Annotated in this window: 19 protein-coding genes and 1 tRNA gene; 13 read left to right on the top strand and 7 right to left on the bottom strand. The window is 36.8% G+C overall.

Annotation, left to right across the window (positions count from 1 at the left end):
- Positions 1-3 precede the first annotated feature (3 nt).
- Genes DSM02_RS19715 through DSM02_RS19700 form a run of 4 tightly spaced genes read left to right on the top strand, consistent with a single transcriptional unit; the run spans position 4 to position 5,099 of the window.
- Positions 4-3,201, top strand: coding sequence for an efflux RND transporter permease subunit (locus DSM02_RS19715; RefSeq protein WP_128767191.1), 3,198 nt, complete (start codon positions 4-6; stop codon positions 3,199-3,201).
- Positions 3,188-4,525: a TolC family protein gene (locus DSM02_RS19710; RefSeq protein ID WP_128767190.1), complete on the top strand. Its 1,338-nt coding sequence runs from the start codon at positions 3,188-3,190 to the stop codon at positions 4,523-4,525. Before DSM02_RS19715 ends, DSM02_RS19710 begins: the two co-directional genes overlap by 14 nt.
- Positions 4,526-4,528: 3 nt before the next feature.
- On the top strand, positions 4,529-4,711 hold the full coding sequence (locus DSM02_RS19705; RefSeq protein ID WP_128762330.1) for a CPXCG motif-containing cysteine-rich protein: 183 nt from the start codon (positions 4,529-4,531) through the stop codon (positions 4,709-4,711).
- A 31-nt stretch (positions 4,712-4,742) separates the two neighbouring features.
- The gene (locus DSM02_RS19700; RefSeq protein ID WP_128767189.1) at positions 4,743-5,099 is read left to right on the top strand and encodes a SpoIIAA family protein; all 357 of its coding nucleotides are present in this window, start codon (positions 4,743-4,745) and stop codon (positions 5,097-5,099) included.
- Here DSM02_RS19700 and DSM02_RS19695 read toward each other — a convergent pair.
- A complete protein-coding gene (locus tag DSM02_RS19695; protein ID WP_128767188.1) occupies positions 5,096-6,664 on the bottom strand; it encodes a hypothetical protein in 1,569 nt (522 codons plus the stop codon). The two genes, DSM02_RS19700 and DSM02_RS19695, sit on opposite strands and share 4 nt — an antisense overlap.
- Before the next feature lie 127 nt (positions 6,665-6,791).
- On the opposite strand from DSM02_RS19695, the gene DSM02_RS19690 reads away from it, so the two are divergent.
- A tRNA-Met gene (locus tag DSM02_RS19690) sits at positions 6,792-6,864 on the top strand.
- Positions 6,865-7,012: 148 nt separating this feature from the next.
- On the opposite strand, the gene DSM02_RS19685 is transcribed toward DSM02_RS19690, so the two are convergent.
- The 4 genes from DSM02_RS19685 to DSM02_RS20455 form a co-directional block, all read right to left on the bottom strand.
- The gene (locus DSM02_RS19685) at positions 7,013-7,687 is read right to left on the bottom strand and encodes a hypothetical protein (protein ID WP_073100643.1); all 675 of its coding nucleotides are present in this window, start codon (positions 7,685-7,687) and stop codon (positions 7,013-7,015) included.
- On the bottom strand, positions 7,680-8,666 hold the full coding sequence (locus tag DSM02_RS19680) for an adenylate/guanylate cyclase domain-containing protein (protein ID WP_073100642.1): 987 nt from the start codon (positions 8,664-8,666) through the stop codon (positions 7,680-7,682). Before DSM02_RS19680 ends, DSM02_RS19685 begins: the two co-directional genes overlap by 8 nt.
- 1 nt (position 8,667) lies before the next feature.
- Positions 8,668-9,162 carry a Pycsar system effector family protein gene (locus DSM02_RS19675; RefSeq protein WP_073100641.1) on the bottom strand — a complete coding sequence of 165 codons (495 nt, stop codon included), beginning with the start codon at positions 9,160-9,162 and terminating at the stop codon, positions 8,668-8,670.
- A gap of 254 nt (positions 9,163-9,416) precedes the next feature.
- Positions 9,417-9,593: a hypothetical protein gene (locus tag DSM02_RS20455; RefSeq protein WP_164917882.1), complete on the bottom strand. Its 177-nt coding sequence runs from the start codon at positions 9,591-9,593 to the stop codon at positions 9,417-9,419.
- A 173-nt stretch (positions 9,594-9,766) separates the two neighbouring features.
- Here DSM02_RS20455 and DSM02_RS19670 point away from each other — a divergent pair, with 173 nt between their 5' ends.
- The 5 genes from DSM02_RS19670 to DSM02_RS19650 all read left to right on the top strand — a co-directional run bounded on the left by DSM02_RS19670 (position 9,767) and on the right by DSM02_RS19650 (position 14,045).
- Positions 9,767-10,297 (top strand): hypothetical protein, encoded by a 531-nt coding sequence (locus tag DSM02_RS19670; RefSeq protein WP_128767187.1) that lies wholly within the window; start codon positions 9,767-9,769, stop codon positions 10,295-10,297.
- Positions 10,273-10,686 carry a hypothetical protein gene (locus DSM02_RS19665; protein ID WP_073100639.1) on the top strand — a complete coding sequence of 138 codons (414 nt, stop codon included), beginning with the start codon at positions 10,273-10,275 and terminating at the stop codon, positions 10,684-10,686. The genes DSM02_RS19670 and DSM02_RS19665 overlap by 25 nt, the downstream gene beginning before the upstream one ends.
- On the top strand, positions 10,661-11,461 hold the full coding sequence (locus DSM02_RS19660) for an ImmA/IrrE family metallo-endopeptidase (protein WP_073100638.1): 801 nt from the start codon (positions 10,661-10,663) through the stop codon (positions 11,459-11,461). The genes DSM02_RS19665 and DSM02_RS19660 overlap by 26 nt, the downstream gene beginning before the upstream one ends.
- Positions 11,462-11,829: 368 nt before the next feature.
- Positions 11,830-12,666, top strand: coding sequence for a DUF932 domain-containing protein (locus tag DSM02_RS19655; protein WP_073100637.1), 837 nt, complete (start codon positions 11,830-11,832; stop codon positions 12,664-12,666).
- 428 nt (positions 12,667-13,094) lie between these two features.
- The gene (locus tag DSM02_RS19650; RefSeq protein ID WP_073100635.1) at positions 13,095-14,045 is read left to right on the top strand and encodes a DUF1259 domain-containing protein; all 951 of its coding nucleotides are present in this window, start codon (positions 13,095-13,097) and stop codon (positions 14,043-14,045) included.
- 91 nt (positions 14,046-14,136) lie between these two features.
- On the opposite strand, the gene DSM02_RS19645 is transcribed toward DSM02_RS19650, so the two are convergent.
- Both DSM02_RS19645 and DSM02_RS19640 read right to left on the bottom strand, forming a co-directional pair.
- A complete protein-coding gene (locus DSM02_RS19645; RefSeq protein ID WP_073100634.1) occupies positions 14,137-15,132 on the bottom strand; it encodes a YncE family protein in 996 nt (331 codons plus the stop codon).
- A gap of 247 nt (positions 15,133-15,379) precedes the next feature.
- Positions 15,380-15,670, bottom strand: a complete 291-nt coding sequence (locus DSM02_RS19640) for a hypothetical protein (RefSeq protein WP_128767186.1) — start codon at positions 15,668-15,670, stop codon at positions 15,380-15,382.
- 229 nt (positions 15,671-15,899) lie between these two features.
- Between DSM02_RS19640 and DSM02_RS19635 the strand changes: the two genes are divergently transcribed.
- From DSM02_RS19635 to DSM02_RS19625, 3 genes are all read left to right on the top strand, one after another.
- Positions 15,900-16,103 (top strand): hypothetical protein, encoded by a 204-nt coding sequence (locus tag DSM02_RS19635; protein WP_073100632.1) that lies wholly within the window; start codon positions 15,900-15,902, stop codon positions 16,101-16,103.
- Positions 16,104-16,119: 16 nt separating this feature from the next.
- Entirely contained in the window at positions 16,120-16,476 is a 357-nt protein-coding gene (locus DSM02_RS19630) for a single-stranded DNA-binding protein (RefSeq protein WP_073100631.1), read from the top strand.
- A 76-nt stretch (positions 16,477-16,552) separates the two neighbouring features.
- Positions 16,553-16,847, top strand: a 295-nt coding sequence (locus DSM02_RS19625; protein WP_128767185.1) for a DUF6876 family protein, incomplete at its 3' end; no start/stop codon positions are given.

Below are 16,847 nucleotides of genomic sequence, written 5' to 3'. Positions count from 1 at the left end.
ATTATGAGAAAAATTATAAGCTATTTCATCAAATACAGTGTAGCCGTAAATGTGGTTATATTGGCTTTTGTGATTTTTGGTGTTATAGGCATATTTAGAATGAAATCTTCATTCTTTCCACTTATAGATTCACAGATTATTACAATAAGTGTTGCGTACCCGGGAGCAGCTCCGCAAGAGATTGAAGAAGGTGTGATCCTCAAAATTGAAGACAATCTAAAAGGACTTGTAGGTATTGATAGAGTGACGTCTGTTTCCAGAGAGAACGGAGGTAATGTAACTATTGAAATAGAACAGGGAGAAGATATAAATGTCATTCTTGCCGAGGTTAAAAACGCAGTAGATCGCGTCCCTAGTTTTCCTACCGGGATGGAACCACTGGTTGTAGCAAAGCAAGAAGCGATTCGGCAGACCATAAGTTTTGCGATTAGCGGAGAAACCTTAGATCTCGCTACGCTGAAACAAATCGCGCGTTCTATTGAATATGATTTAAGGGCAATGGACGGTATTTCTCAAATAGAGATTAGCGGTTTTCCTGAAGAAGAAATTGAAATCGCCGTTCGCGAAAATGACCTTTTAGCCTACGGACTAACATTTCAGGAAGTTGCTCAAGCCGTTTCGAGAGCAAATATTTTAACGACCGGCGGAAATATAAAAACCGAAACAGAAGATTATTTAATCAGAGCGAATAACCGTGCCTATTATGGAGATGAATTGACTAATCTTATTGTTCGGGCTAATCCAGACGGGTCGCTGGTTCGTTTGAGTGATGTGGCGGTTTTGAGAGATCGCTTCTCTGAAACACCAAATGCATCTTATTTCAATGGAAACCTTGCTGTAAATATTGAAATAAGCAATACAAATAATGAAGATTTATTACCTACTGCAGAACAAGTAAAAGAATATATAGAGGAGTTTAATGCAAAATACGACTCAGTTCATATCGATATTACTTCAGATTCTTCTATACGTTTAGAGCAGCGTACAAATCTGTTAGTAGTTAACGGTGCAGAAGGTATTTTGCTGGTGCTTTTATTTTTATCCTTTTTCCTGAACACACGATTAGCATTTTGGGTAGCTGCCGGGATTCCTGTAGCCTTTTTAGGAATGTTTATTTTCGCCGGTGGTTTTGGTGTGACAATAAACGTGCTCTCCTTATTTGGGATGATTATCGTGATAGGTATTCTGGTTGATGATGGTATTGTGATTTCAGAAAATATCTATCAGCATTATGAGATGGGAAAAACACCTATTCGTGCTGCAATAGATGGTACGATGGAAGTGATTCCTCCTATTATTTCAGCAATTATCACAACGGTTCTGGCTTTTTCAACCTTCTTATTCTTAGACAGTAGAATAGGGGAGTTCTTTGGTGAAGTTTCTACTGTGGTTATTCTAACGCTTGTGGTTTCTCTTGTAGAGGCTCTTATCATTTTGCCCGCTCACATTGCGCACAGTAAAGCGCTGGTTCGGGAGTCAGACTCAGATATAGCTTCAAAAAAAGGGATAAGTAAATTTATGTACAAACTGCGTTTTTTTAATGAAAAAGGCGATCAGTTTATGAGTTATATGCGTGACAGAATCTATACACCTGTTTTGCGATATACCCTAAAAAATAAATTGCTTTCATGTTCTGTTATATTGGCCTTACTCATATTGACGATTAGTTCAATAATGGGGAGTGTCGTAGGTGTGACGTTGTTTCCAAATGTTGCCAGTGATACGGTTTCTATAGAACTGTTAATGCCTGAAGGAACAAACCCGGAGCGTACAGACAGTATTATTACTTTAGTAGAAAAAGCTGCGTGGCGTGTAAATGATAATTATACTGCTAAACAAACGGATAATATGCAGGTTGTTGAAAATATAATCAAGCGTGTGGGGCCGGGTAATAATAAAGCTTCTTTGCGCATTAATTTGTTGCCTGGAGAGTTTAGAGACTTTTCCTCTCCGGAAATAACCAATTCTATCCGGGATGAAGTGGGGCCGATTTACGGGGTTGAGCGACTCACATTTGGATCTGGAGGTAACTTTGGGGGAAGTCCGATTTCTATTTCTTTATTAGGAAATAATACCGAAGAGTTAGAAGCGGCAAAAGAAGAGTTGCGCTCTCAGTTAGAAGACAATGCTTTGTTGCGCGATGTGGTAGATACAGATCCTGAAGGGATCAAAGAGATTCAGATAGAGTTGAGAGAGACTGCATATTCTTTAGGTTTAAACCTTAATAGCGTGATGACCCAGGTGCGTAGTGGTTTTTTTGGGACACAGGCACAGCGTTTTCAACGCGGTCAGGACGAGATTAGAGTTTGGGTGCGTTACGATCGCAGTGATCGTAGCAGCTTAAATGACCTTGATGATATGCGTATTGTTACTCCGGCTGGTGATCGCATTCCGTTGCGTGAAATAGCAACATATACCATTTCTAGAGGTGATGAATCTATCAGTCACTTAGAGGGGCAGCGAGAGATACAGGTAAATGCAGATATGGCTGATCCTAATGGAAGCGTTACCGATATAATGACGGATATTCAACAAAATGTAATGCCAGATATTTTATCAAAATATCCTACACTTTCTGTTTCGTATGAAGGTCAAAACCGGGAAGCTGAAAAATTAAGCAGTTCTGCTAATAAGGTTGTGTGGGTCATTTTGTTTTTGATCTATGCGACTATAGCATTTACCTTCCGCAGTTATAGTCAGCCGTTTATATTGTTACTTATGATCCCTTTTAGTATTATAGGTGTTGCCTGGGGACATTATATTCACGGGTTTCCTATAAATGTACTTTCAGCATTAGGTATAATTGCGTTGATCGGTATTATGGTTAACGATGGTCTGGTGCTTATAGGTAAATTAAATGCCTCACTAAAGGCCGGAGTAAAGTTTGAAGAAGCACTTTTTGAGGCGGGAAGATCTCGTTTCCGAGCTATTTTTCTAACCAGTATTACAACTATTGCAGGTCTGGCTCCGCTACTTTTAGAGAAAAGTAGACAAGCGCAGTTTTTAAAACCTATGGCGATTTCTATTTCTTACGGAATAGGAATTGCAACCTTGCTAACTTTATTGATGCTGCCGTTGTTGCTTTCTATTTCTAATCAAATTAAAACGAAAGCTGCCTGGGTAAAAACAGGAAAAGAACCTGCACGCGAAGATGTAGAGCGGGCTATTAAAGAATTAAAAGAACAGAATGAAGAGCATTAGGCTAAAAATAGCAGTTTTAAGTGTTTTTGCTTTAGGCCAAAGTTTTTCAAATTTTGCCCAAGAGCAAGTGCTTTCTAAGTCTGAAGCGATCGCTTTAACCTTAGAGAATAACTACAATATTGCAGTTGCTGATAATTCGGTCTTAATTGCAGAGAACAATTCAGATATATTGAATTCTAATTACTTACCTACGGTTTTTGGTCAGGTCGGAATGTCCTACAGCCTCCAAGATCAAAAATTCAATCCTGATGATCGCCCACCTTTTGAGGTCAATAATGCAAAGTCTGAGAGTTATAATGCTTCGGTGAATTTAGAATATACCTTGTTTGACGGCTTGGGTAGGTTGTATAATTACAAGAGTCTAAAAGAGACTTATAATTTAACGAAGTTAGAAACTCGTGAAACTATTGAAAATACAGTATTACAATTGTTTTCGGTTTATTATGAGGTGGCTCGTCTGACAGAGAATGTTGAGATTTTAGAGCAAACTTTAGAGATTTCAAAAAATCGGGTGAAACGAGCCGGTTACCAATTTGATTATGGTCAAAATACGAAACTCGAAGTTTTAAATGCTGAGGTAGATGTGACCAACGACAGCATCAACTTGATGAATACGCGTCAACTATTGAAAAATACCAAACGCGATCTCAACCTTGTTTTGGCGCGCGAACTTCAGCAGACTTTTGCTGTAGATACAAATGTGATTTTTATCCCGAAGATAGCATTAGAATCATACCTGGATCTGGCTAAAGAAAACAATGTGCGTTTATTGCAAACGGAATCTTCAATAACGCTGAGTGAATACGATATTAAGACTTCTAAAGCTCGTTTTTTACCTACGGTGGGGCTTACCGGCTCCTATGGCTGGAATGAGTCTATAACACCTGCCTCGGCCTTTTTTGGAGGAAGTACACGACAGAACACCGGGTTTCAGGGCGGATTGAATTTAAGATGGAATCTTTTTGACGGCGGAGCCAGTATTATTCAGCTAAAAAATGCAAAAATTGCTAAGGAAAATCAGCTGTTACTGAAAGAACAAATAAACCTTGAAGTTGATCGGGACATAGCAAATGCTTTGGGTAATTATGAAAACCTGATTGAGGTTTATGAGATTCAGGAACAAAACGTAATTACCAATAAAAATAACTTTGAACGTTCTCGTGAACGTTTCAACCTAGGACAAATCACTTCGATTGAATTTAGACAGGCACAGATCAATTTAATCAATGCAGCGACTAACAAGAATTTAGCTAAGTACGAAGCTAAGTTTGCAGAGCTCCAGCTTTTACAGCAAGTAGGGCAATTGCTTAATGTTGAATTTTAAAAGATGGAAGAGCATTTTTTTCAATGTCCATATTGCTGGGAAGAAATATCCATGCTGCTTGATACTTCAGTGAGGCATCAGGTTTATGTTGAAGACTGTGAGGTTTGTTGCAATCCTATAGAGCTTACGGTGAGTTATGAGGATGCTGTGCTGACAGAATTCCAAGTTGCTAGTATTGAGCAATAAAACCTATATTTGTTGCTTAATACCCCTAATTGTGCTTCTAAATTTTAGTTTTTCGGAAAATGCTATCGGCTACATTGTAGAAGGTAAAATGGACTATAAAGCCATCACAGAGCTTAAAACAGCTATACTTAAAAAATTTGAAGAGCATGATACCATTAACTTATATTTAGAAGATAATAATATTGAGCGCTTTACGCTAGACGCTGTTTTTATTGCGAGTATTTTCCCCATGCAACATTCAAATCGTCTCAATAAAATTGCGATGGTCACTAACCGAAAGTGGATACACGCGATAGCAAATTTCAATAAAGTACTTATAGGTAAGGATATGCGTAATTTTACGGTAGATAAGCGTCTTGATGCGATTTCCTGGATAGCTTCAGACTAATCTAAAGCTGTAACGGTTTTAAGCATTCCTTCTTTTAGATTAATCCACAGGTAGTTGAAAAACGATTTGGTTTGATTTCTGTTTACTTCACCAGCTCCTTCTTTAAACCCGCCATCTTCGTTTTTACTGGTTTTAGCGATAAATATATTGGCAATGGTAGAGGCAAACCATTTTTTCTTCTTTTTCTCTTGATTCATGATGTTGACTTTAAACTCATCATAAGTCATTTGCATGTCTATATGCGAACTGTAATTATCCCCGTAAATGGTAAAGTAGGTATGCTCTAAATCCCCGCTCATTTCTACGCCTAAATTGGGAGATGTAAATGATTCAAGATTAGCTACAGGAAGTTTAGATAGGCTTCCTTTTACATAAAATTTATCTTGAGGGTCATTGATGTCAAAATTCCAATCCAAGCTCATAGGGCTACTTTTCATAAATACGGCCTTAATTGCAATGCTGGTCTTTTTTTCTCCTAAATTATACGTATTGCCAACATTATATAGTGAGGCATTAAGATTGCTGAAATCAAGCATCCCAGCTGCTGTGTTGCTGTTTACTTTTTCGTGATATACAATTCCGCCATTCTTTATTTTGATAGTATCTATCATCATCTCAAAATTAAGATCACGCAGCATTTTAGAATACAAAGGCTTTTTAGTCAGATCATCTGCAATTCGCTTATCTCTGTATATGTTTAGATAAGGTTTTTCTAATTCTAGTAAAGGTGTATTGAGGTAAAATTCGCCAGATTCTTCACCATATCTGAGGTTGTGAAATTTTATATTTTTAATAGAAAAATCTATATGATCCCGTTCTTTCTTGATCATATTACTGAGTTGGCTTCGGGAGTATTGAGTTTTGAGTCTCAGGTCATTCATAACGAGATCAGTGCCATCCCATTCCACGTGACTTACAGTTAGTACATCAAAACGATTGGTCTGATAATACAACGAATCGTAACTCATAAAAATTTCTTCATAATCAAATGGGCGTGTGATCGCTGCAGTTATGGTAGGAGTAATATTCTCAAGTTTCAGGTTAAAGTGCGCTGTTTTTAAAGTAACCGAATCCGTTTTAGGATTTATTATTTGAATGTAGTCTGTTACCAGATCAAATTTATCTATCTGAAAATGCCTGTCTAAATTTTGAGCCTGTATAGGATTTTCTGTCGTGCTATCTTTCTTTTTTGAATTTTGTTCTTTTTGGTTATTGGAGTGTTTATAGTGTGTAAGACTGTCGGCGTGAATGCGGATGTTTTTAAAGTGAATATTTTTGTTTTTAAAATAATCCCAATGATCAAGTCCTTTAAGCTGTACACTGGCATTTTTAACTTCACTTCGGGGAGTCGAGTCGTTTGCTTTGATACGAACGGTGGCATGAGCCATACTCGCATTGCCTCCCCAGCTGTCTATCGTGATATCTTCATAATCAAGCGAAAGTGACTCTGGTAAATCATTTTGAATAATCTCCTGAAGTTGATTTTTAAGGTAGGTATTGAGGTAAAGTGCTGCGGCTCCCAGTAGTACAAAAAAGATAAAAAGCCCAATTAGAAATTTCTTCATTGCTCTAAGATATCTAATACTCAGGCTCGTTAGTGTTAGCGAAATGATAATATTAGGATTTTATAAAAATTTATTTCAAAAGGTCTTGTGAGAACTTAAGAAGTGTTGTATATTTGCCGTCCAATATCGCGGGATAGAGCAGTAGGTAGCTCGTCGGGCTCATAACCCGAAGGTCACTGGTTCGAGTCCAGTTCCCGCTACTAGCAAAATCAAGCCCTCACAGCAATGTGTGGGCTTTTTTTTGGCAATGGGTACAACATAGGTACAACATTTTGATGTTTTCCTTTAAAGAATATTCTTTGATATATATTGGCATCATTTGCTATTATATTTTATTTTTATATCATTTCACTCTAAACCTTTGGTTCTTCTGAAGTGTTGTTGTTTAAATAATTCCAGATCAATCATTAACTGTGGTTGCCCGTATCCCTTTAATTTGTAAACCTTTTTTCGGCAACATTTTTTATATTTATGACCACCACACAAAGGACATTCTTTATTTGGTTGATATTTTATACGGTATAAGGCTGTTTCCAAAATAGCAATGATGTTTTTGAAATCTTTAAGCCCATATTCTTCGCGGTAATATTGGACTATTCCAGCAAAATGATGGTCGTACTCACCGTTGGCATAGTAACCTGTTGATTTCTTGAAATGATAATTAGCAAAAAATGGATAGATAACTTCCCTATAAAACTCTTCAAATAAAATACCCCTCTTTTTTAGTTTCAACAGTTTATGTGGGATGTCCAAACAGCATTCACCATCCTTTGAAATATGAAAATTCCAGTCTCTATTTATGATATTGGTTTTCTCAATTACAACAGGTGTTGTGTGTGGGTATTCACTTTTATTTATTAGAACGAGAATTTCGAAATGTCCCCAAAGTTTATTTCTATCGTCTACAATACTTATTTTACCTTCAAGAGCTAAATATCCAAATTTTGGACTTTGGACTTTTTCGAAGGAAAAATATCTGCTTAGAAAGCTTTCAATATCTTGATTGAGCCTTTTTTTAATCATAATTGAAATAAGGTTTGCTTTTAGAGGCAATAGGGTATAAATCACGGCTATTCTTTTTTGGGTCTGGTAATGCACTTATAGTTAACACCAAAACACCCGTATCGTTTTGGACTGCTAGGTTATTGTCTACTAAATATCGCTCCCAATTAAAATTGTATTGATGGTATCTTCTTCCATCCTCATAATCGTGGATTTCTTTACTTCGCTGCTCAAAATATTTGTCTTTCCTTAGCTGGGTCGTTACATTATGACCCACTACTATTCCGCTGTTTTTAGCATTGCTTTGCATTTTTGGAGCAAGGCTTGTATGCAGACTACAAGTGGTAACTTCACCTGATTCACCGATCCCTGAATAAAACCAATCTACCTGTTTTGAATGACCCAGATCCAGTCCGGCTCTTGTGTGAATATCCTGAACACCATTATCCTCAAAAAAGTCTTTTAGGTCATTTTTAACGAAGTAAGATATCATTGAAAAGGATTTTAAAGCATCCTCAACTGCTTTCAGTTTTTCGATGTTTTTTCCACCGAAGTATACCATTAAGCCGTCACCCTGTATACGATGTACGTAACCGCCACAAAGATTTACCGCAAATATTGAAGCCCGGATGATACTTTCTGTTATTAACCGTACCGTACCTTTTGTAAAATTATTAAAAAGCCTTGTACTTTTCTTCACATCTATGAATCCTGATATTATCCAATGCTCTTCAACCAAGTCTGTGCCTTTTAAGCGTGCAAAATCTGGATGGCTCCCCAATGGTTGGTAGTCAAAAGTGTCTTGTACACCCATTCCTTTCGCAAATAATTTCATTTCGGGCGATAATTCTCTACCAGGAAGTTCATTTCTTAGCGATTTAAGAAAATCACGGTTGCTTTCGAGAAGCGGTTCACTAAGGCCATAAATTTTGTTTGATTTTGTTGGGTCGTTCTCGACCGCTTTCTTTATTACGTTTTTGTAATTTTCGAATAAGTTCATTTTATGAGGTTATTTTAATTAATATGTAGGTTAAGGGTGCTAATAGCACAAATTGTATGATTAATAAGCCACAAGCCCATTTGAGCTTTTTGAATTTTGATTTCAAACCTTTTGAAAGGATAAAGACTTGATTTCTTAAATCATTTAAATCATCTTTTTTACTTTGATTTTTTGAAAGTTCAAAGAATTCTTCAGGCCTTTTTTGCCCTATGCTAGCGAAATAATACAAAGATTCTATATCGGATTTTGGCGAAAAATAGGGCATACTAGCTAAGGCCAACAGTATTAAGCTAATAACACCAAGAACTATAATAGAAGCCAAAGACAATAACAACCAGTTTTCTTTGTATAAAAGTTTTTGTATTTGAGTTAAGAGCGTAATCGCCCCACCTGTTATAAATGTATTTATGGCGATATATACCGCCGTTTTGTTATTGACGCTATCGTAATAATGGTCTAAGCGGTTTACTGTGTATTCCAATCTTTCTTTTTCCATAGAGTTCAATTTATTAACTAGGCTGATTCCAAAGAGCCAGCCTAGTTGATTACTTGATAGCCTTTGTGATAGCTGTTATAGCTGCCACAAATGTTACCACAGTAAAAATTGTTGAAATAACTCTCGCGCTATTACCATTTAAATGTAGACAAGTGTCCTTTTCGCAAAGACTCAACTTGTCATTCTGAAATGAATAATTCATAATCAAAATTTTAGTTATCCCAAATTCGCAGCAATTGGGTTTCGCTGAAGTGTTACTTACTTTTATCGGTAACACCTTTAAATTTTCCACCGCTGGTCTTTACATCCATAAATCTTCCGGAATCGGAATTTCTTTTAACATAAAGACCAGTTTTAGGGTTTTTGACTTGTGTTCTGCTTTTTATCGCACCGTTTCTGCGATTATCACCACTTATTCCATTTGTTGCCATTTGTATTGTTCTAAAAGTTCTACACTCTTATATGCTTGTGTTTTAATTTTTTTTGCCATCGTTTGGTAAATTTTTACGAAATTGAAGCATATATTTAATGAATGAGGATAGCGACAACTGAAGAAATAATAGAACAGCTTAACGCAATTGACGTAAAAAACCTCTTGAATAGGATGGAACTTTATACTCGTGACCGCTTTTATGACAAGAGTGACAGAAACAAAAAAGGTTTTCAGTTTCAGGACTTCTGTCAGCAAACATTAACAAAAGTCTGCGATGGAACAAGAAAATGGAAACCAGATAACTGCTCTTTTGAAAAATTCCTGTTTTGGGCTTTACAAAGTGATTTAGATAGCTTTTTCAAACAGTTGAAAAGAGCAAGTGATAATTCTGATGAAAATCCACAATCAGAATATATAATCAATATTCCCAATTATTTTGATGAAGAACCCGCAAAAGATTTCAGTTTAGAAAAAATTGATGATGAAGTTAGGCTGCAACAATGGCTAAAACAGTTGAAAGACCAAGGAGCCGACAAGGATGAAATTGAAATGTTCGAATGTTTGGCAAATGGAATCGATAAACCAAAAGACATAGCGGATTTGCTGGATAAGCCAATCGACGTAATCTATACAATATCAAGAAGATTAAGAAGAAAAAAAATTAAATTCAACGAGAAGTGGACAAGCTTAAAAAAACAATAAAGGAAAGTCTTAACAATTTTGACAAGGCGATTCCTGATGATTTAGTTAGGAAGCAGCTCGAGGCAGAAGGTGTCAATTTGGATGAACAATCGTTATCACAAGATAAATTTATCAAGCAATTGACATTTAAATTAAGGTCAAAAAGTACTACTGTAAAGTATGACCGTATGCTTGAAAAAGCATCAAATTATTTTAAAGATGCTTTAACCAAAGGTTTGGATAAACCAATTGCCTATATGAATGAATTGATGAGAACAAATAATTTACAAACACAATTCAATAGGTTAGATAAACTGTCAGAAGAACAAATCAAAGATATAATTAAAGACCAAAATCTGATAGAAATATTAGAAATGCTTGAAGATGAGGAAAAGTCTGAAGGGAAGTAATAAAGCAAAAGAAATATTAGAACTAATCGGGTTTGATGAGGTCACCGAACTTCCTATAAAGAATTTATTGGCTGGGTTTGATATTATCTATATAGAAGAACAATTAAATGGCTCAGATGGTGTAATTATTAGAGGTAGATCAAAAACAATAATTAAGGTAGATGTAAATATTTCTACCCCCCAACGCAAACGATTTGTTGCAGCACACGAATTAGGGCACTTCTTTCTTCACGATAGATTGGAATTTCATTTGGATGATGAGAAAACTTTGAGCTGGAATAGATTAGAAGAAGTTCACAAAAGAGGTATTCAAGAAATAGAAGCAAACGATTTTGCAGGCGAGCTTTTAATGCCTGAACAAGTTTTTAGAAACTTTATTTTAAGAAAGCCATTTAGCCCAGATTTAATAAAAGAAGTGAGTGAGCATTTCAATACCAGTTTAACCTCAGTAATCTTCAGAATGTTAACGCTGGAAATAACACCTTTTTTTGTTGTCTTCATCACGGATGGTATTGTTCGATATTGGCGAAAAACAGAAGATTTTAAATGCTATACAAACGATATCACCAAGATTCCGCCACCAGAATTTTCAGTTGCTAAAGAATACATAGATGAAGATTATGCGTTTGTCTATGAGGGATCTGAAAAAACTCAATCTATTGACAAGTCTACGTGGTTTAAATTAAATGACTGGGAAGAGGATATTGAGTTTAATGAATATTGTATTCCTACGAAAAAATATAAAACACTTATAAGTGTCATATGGGAAGCTTAATTAATAGTCGTTTTAACGATAATTATTATTTCAGTTATCTCCATCAAAAATCTTATAGTTTTTATAATGGGAGTAGTACGACCAAACGCTTCCGATTCCCATTCCACTTGCCCGCCTATTCCCGAGAAAAGTAGGGAAGCAGCCAAACTCCATTCCCATTTACATCTTTGATGTCAATTCCGGTTAAAAAGAGAGAGTATTCAATCAATATATGCGCAAAGGTAAACTCGTAAAATACTCCCATCAAAAGACTACGGCATAATCGGGCTCGTTTCTCACTCCTTTTATTCCGTTTCCTTTTGAGCTGAGATTTTATCTTCCGTTTGGTTCTAGCTTAAATATTAATTGTTTAACTAAAATCAAATGTTATGTATTTATCAAATTTACAGCAGGATGAAATCTTCGTTCCATCAGAAATGAAATCCTTGAAAAGCCTGACCCAGATGGAATCCCGAAGGGGACTTGAAAATACCATAATTTCAAATGGCAAAATTGTCAACGTGGTATCGAACAGCTACGGCCACGTACCGAACGAACTATTCTTTAAGAAAGCAGAGGAAATGTTGACTGATGCCGGACTGAATTATCAGAAACGGACGATCAACAGGAATGATAGGTCTTTCATTACCGACTTTATCATCGACGATAAAAGCCAGTTTTCGGTAAAGAACGAAAAAGACCTGATACTGCCGATGCTGCGGTTTAAGAATTCCTATGATGGTAGCGAAAAAACATCGGGGCATTTTGGCTTTTACCGGCAAGTATGCTCCAATGGCCTTCACGTTTCACAGGCGGAAATCGAGTTTTCCATCAAGCACAGTAAGAACAATACCGACTTGATAATGCCAAGGTTGAACAATTTGTTCGATAAGTTCGTGGATAATGAATTTTATAGCATTACCAAGAAGTTCGACAGAATGAGGGAATTTGAAATTATCGACACCAAGGAATTTGTAAAAGAAATTCTGGAAAGCACGAGATTGTTCCGGTATGAATGTAGTGATAGGAACAATGATCCTTCAAAGAAATCCCGGGAAGTCCTTGAAATTCTTGATAATGAAGCGTTGCTGCTCAATGAAGTTCCCAATTTATGGATAGGCTATAATGCTTTTAATCAAATGCTTCACAATACATTGAAGAAAAGCTTTTCACAACAAGAACGCTTGGACAAAAAACTGTTCGATGCCGTTTATGAAATGGCTTAATGCTATTAAAGGTTCATCCAGTACCTCAAACTGGATTTTTCCTATTTTCAGCAAAAGGATTTAATTGGAAAGTTGGCTTTGCAATCCCACTCAGCCCATTCCCCTGCATTCCGCGAAAAGCTCCATTCCGGGAAAAGCGCTTCATTACCAAAGGTCTTGGACTCGACTCCAAAGCTTCCGATTCCCATTGCGCTAATCCTGCTGAAATACGCAGGAACGCTCCATTCCCATCTACACCTTAAAAGTTAAGTCCGCTTTAAATCCTACTTCAAGAGGATAATCCATTTTCATATTTCAGGTCGGGTCAATGTGTGTGCATAAATAAATTGGTAAAACTCTTTTTTAACTTACTTCAATTTTTAATTCAATTCACTCATAGCTTTTCTTAACTTTACAAAAAGTAAGTCTAAATAAAAATAATACTTAAGATGAAAAAAATACTGATTTTATTAAGTCTTTTTGGATTATTAACTGCCTGTAATAATCGCAATGAAAAACCTAAAGAAGATAAGAACACATCAAATCTGGAAAAATCCGTTTCTCAGGATTCAACGGATTTAGTCCAACAAAATTCATTTAGGGTTGAGGAAATAGACAGTTTCTGGAACAAGAAACTAGCGGACAATAAGGAATTTTACAAAGTGACCTTTCCCCGTACTGATATTCACCTAAAAATTGATGGAGCGCCTGTGGAGGCCGGTTTGGCATACACTTCTTGGATAGCATACCGCCCGATGGGGAACAAAACACAAATTATGGGGGATATGGTAATGCTGGACACCGAAATCCCTAGGGTTCTACCTTATTTGAAGGAAAACGGCATTGTAATAACCGCTATTCATAATCATTTGTTACGTGAACAGCCCCGACTGATTTATATGCACATTGCGGGGAACGGGGACGCTCTGGAATTATCTAAAATTATGAAAGGTGCTTATGCGCTTACCGCTACACCATTGACCGAAACCAAAAGTGAAAGTGAGAAAAAAGAAATGGATTGGGCTCCGGTAAAGAAAATCTTGGGTTCGAATGGCAAAGAAAGTGGAAATTTATTGAAATTTGGTTTTCCCAGAAAAGGGTCAATTACTATGAATGGCGAAACAATGCCCTCAACTTTTGGCATTGCAACCGCAATTGGCTTTCAGGCCATCAATAAAAATGAGGCTATTATAACAGGCGACTTTGTAATGAGAGCCGACGAAGTGAATGCGGTCATTACAGAATTGGTGAAAAACAATATTGAAGTTGCAGCACTACATAATCATATGCTTTTTGAGGAACCCCGATTGTTTTATATGCATTTTTGGGCCAAGGGAAACCCGGAAGAACTTGCAGAAGGATTTAAGGCTGCATTAGAACAAACTTCCTCAATTCAATAATTTAGAAAACCCAAAATGACCGTTAAAAATTACCGCCAAAGTTCGATCAAACATTTAAACTTTTTGTTGTTTTATTGATGGTGTGTTATTTTTATTTCACCATATAAATCAATATTGAAGCTTCACTATTAAAATCCGAAGGAGATGCAACCATTAATTGGTTTAGTTCTGGAATAAAAAGGGATGTCCTCGCACCCGAACCAGTCGAAATTTTTCCTTCGGTTGTATAGGTGTCGGCATTAATTTGATTAAATACATCGATATAACCAGCGCCACAGCTCAAATATAACTGTTCGTTTTGGGGGCTGTAAAAAATATCATCCACATCCCTGTCAATATCCAAAGAAGAAATTTTATTTCCCGTTTGTGTGTCCAATATTAAGAGCATTGGGGCGTGCCAACATCCTATAAATAAACGATGGTGCACTGCATCTAGGCTCATTGGGAAATTTGACTTTGCTTTTGTCACTTTCCATTTATCAACCACCCTATTTTTATTTAAATCGATAATCTCAACAAGCTTTTTACCGGGAACATTTACATACATTTTTTTTGCAGCTTCGTCTATTTGAAAAGATTCCGGATGTCCTGAAAGTTGTATTTTGGCAATAAGATTAAAGGTAGTGGCATCAATTATGGCAATGCCGCCGTTGCCATAACCCACATAAATTTTTTTATCTGTAGGATCGTAACGAACATTATCGGCATCATCCGGTAGTTTTATTGAAGTCTTTTTATCAAAAGTGGTTGCATTGAAAACCTCGCAAACCCCGTTACCGCCATTTGCAACAAAAATGGAGTTGCTTTCAGGAAGGTAAACGACACCTTGGGGTTCGTTTAAATTCTCTATAGTATGGATGATTTTTTTGCTTTTTAAATCAACCACTTCAATGGTATTGTTGCCCAATGCAGCTACATAAAGTATTTGTTGCCCGTTGTTATAACTTAAATGGTCAATTCGCCCTCTTACTTCGGACAAGGGAACTGTTGCAATTAATTGAAGTGAATTGCTTTGATTTTGTGCCTTACACCCATTAAACAAGAGAAGGAACAAAAAAGAAAAATTTAAAATTGTTTTTTTATCCATTTCCTTAAAATTTAAAGTTTTGGAGCCATTTTAGCTTATTGTTTACATAGCCACCAACTCATTTATATCCCTACAATATACAAACTTATAAGTCCGGATTCCGACAAAAGACAAAAGTCATATAACTTATTATCGCCCCTTATTTTATGCTGAAAAATTAATGGTTGAATTACAAATAATAGTTTTTATCCCACTCAGCCCATTCCCCTACATTCCGCTGAAAAAGCTTCATTCCGGGAAAAGCGCTTCATTCCAAAGGTCTTGGACACGACCCCAAAGCTTCCGATTTCCATTGCGCTAATCCTGCTGAAATACGCAGGAACGCTCCATTCCCATCTACACCTTTGAAGTCAAGTCCGCTTTTAATCCTACTCAAAGGATAATCCGTTTTCATAACCCGGTCAGCACATTGCCGCTGCATTTCGCGAAAAGCTACATTCCGGGCAAAGAGCTTTCCTACTAAGGTCTTGGACACCATCCCCGATTTCTGCTTTCCATTCCGCTTGCCCTTCCCGCCCTGCTGGGAAGCGCACTCCATTCCAAGGTGAAATAGGTAACGGAGTCCGCTTTTCATAGGAATTCCATTTAATCATTTAGTCCCGCTTCCTATGTTTTTGTACTTCACAAAAGGCATTTAGAACTACTCCCGCACCGCCGCTGTCCCTACCCTTTTTTGTAAGCAAAATACCAACATTTGGAAGTTAAACGGAGTGCATAACCGGTCGTGCCTCCCTTTTATAACTCCTTATTAATTCCAAATATTGAAAATGTATCAGCAACAAAAAAAGGTAACAGCGGACGGCTCTATGGGAAGTAAATCAAAATCGAAACTTATGAAATCTTACAAAAACATCAAAAAGGAAGCGGGACTAAAAAAAACAAAAAAGGAAAACGCTCTGGATATAATAAGTAAATCACTTCAAAAAAACATAAACGCAAACTATCCGAAGGGTTCGGGTAGCCTTAATTAATCTTAATTCTTTTATTATGAGTACTTTAAAAAATCACGTACAGTTAATCGGAAACGTTGGCCAAGAGCCACAAATCACGAACCTTGAAAGCGGTAAAAAGGTAGCCCGTCTTTCACTCGCCACAAATGAGTATTACAAAAACAGCGAGGGCGAAAAAATCCAAAATACCGAATGGCACACGATAGTAGCCTGGGGCAAAACTGCCGAAATCATCGAGAAATATGCCGGAAAGGGCAAAGAAATCGGGGTAACGGGAAAACTGAAATCCCGAAGCTACGAGGACAAGGACGGTATCAAAAGATATGTTACCGAAGTGGAAGCCAATGAAATCCTTTTGTTGGGAACTAAGAACGGCAATAATTCAGCCGATTAATTTAAAAATAAAGAGGGCGTTTCCGTCTAAAGTTGCGCCCTCTTTTTCATTATCCATTAATTAAAATTAGATAACAATGAAAACACAAGTTAACGAAATCAAAGAGGGATTGCAACATTTTCACGGTTCAGAAACCATATTTCAAATCCCATTATTAAGAACCCGTTACACAAACGGACTGAAATATTTGGCGGAAGCTGCCGAATGTTTTTGGCTCATTACGGACACTTCTATAATCGCAAAAAGCCTAATGAACCGAAGCGAATTTATTACTATCGACTTCAAGAGATTGTCCGAGGACAAACAGGATTTTACGGGCTACGAAGCTGAGATAATCTACACGGATGGAAATGATAATATTTTGGAAAAAC

The organism is Leeuwenhoekiella polynyae (genome assembly GCF_004104075.1).
Classification (GTDB): domain Bacteria; phylum Bacteroidota; class Bacteroidia; order Flavobacteriales; family Flavobacteriaceae; genus Leeuwenhoekiella; species Leeuwenhoekiella polynyae.
The sequence above is the reverse complement of the archived record's forward strand: the minus strand, read 5'-3'. Positions and strand labels throughout refer to the sequence as shown.

Coding starts and splice junctions, on each gene's coding strand:
- DSM02_RS19650 (WP_073100635.1), top strand. CDS start 13,095: ATGAAAAAAATACTGATTTTATTAAGTCTTTTTGGATTATTAACTGCC.
- DSM02_RS20455 (WP_164917882.1), bottom strand. CDS start 9,593: ATGGCAACAAATGGAATAAGTGGTGATAATCGCAGAAACGGTGCGATA.
- DSM02_RS19670 (WP_128767187.1), top strand. CDS start 9,767: ATGGAACTTTATACTCGTGACCGCTTTTATGACAAGAGTGACAGAAAC.
- DSM02_RS19695 (WP_128767188.1), bottom strand. CDS start 6,664: ATGAAGAAATTTCTAATTGGGCTTTTTATCTTTTTTGTACTACTGGGA.
- DSM02_RS19680 (WP_073100642.1), bottom strand. CDS start 8,666: ATGAACTTATTCGAAAATTACAAAAACGTAATAAAGAAAGCGGTCGAG.
- DSM02_RS19630 (WP_073100631.1), top strand. CDS start 16,120: ATGAGTACTTTAAAAAATCACGTACAGTTAATCGGAAACGTTGGCCAA.
- DSM02_RS19655 (WP_073100637.1), top strand. CDS start 11,830: ATGTATTTATCAAATTTACAGCAGGATGAAATCTTCGTTCCATCAGAA.
- DSM02_RS19685 (WP_073100643.1), bottom strand. CDS start 7,687: ATGATTAAAAAAAGGCTCAATCAAGATATTGAAAGCTTTCTAAGCAGA.
- DSM02_RS19710 (WP_128767190.1), top strand. CDS start 3,188: ATGAAGAGCATTAGGCTAAAAATAGCAGTTTTAAGTGTTTTTGCTTTA.
- DSM02_RS19645 (WP_073100634.1), bottom strand. CDS start 15,132: ATGGATAAAAAAACAATTTTAAATTTTTCTTTTTTGTTCCTTCTCTTG.
- DSM02_RS19660 (WP_073100638.1), top strand. CDS start 10,661: ATGAGGAAAAGTCTGAAGGGAAGTAATAAAGCAAAAGAAATATTAGAA.
- DSM02_RS19635 (WP_073100632.1), top strand. CDS start 15,900: ATGTATCAGCAACAAAAAAAGGTAACAGCGGACGGCTCTATGGGAAGT.
- DSM02_RS19640 (WP_128767186.1), bottom strand. CDS start 15,670: ATGGAGTGCGCTTCCCAGCAGGGCGGGAAGGGCAAGCGGAATGGAAAG.
- DSM02_RS19675 (WP_073100641.1), bottom strand. CDS start 9,162: ATGGAAAAAGAAAGATTGGAATACACAGTAAACCGCTTAGACCATTAT.
- DSM02_RS19715 (WP_128767191.1), top strand. CDS start 4: ATGAGAAAAATTATAAGCTATTTCATCAAATACAGTGTAGCCGTAAAT.
- DSM02_RS19705 (WP_128762330.1), top strand. CDS start 4,529: ATGGAAGAGCATTTTTTTCAATGTCCATATTGCTGGGAAGAAATATCC.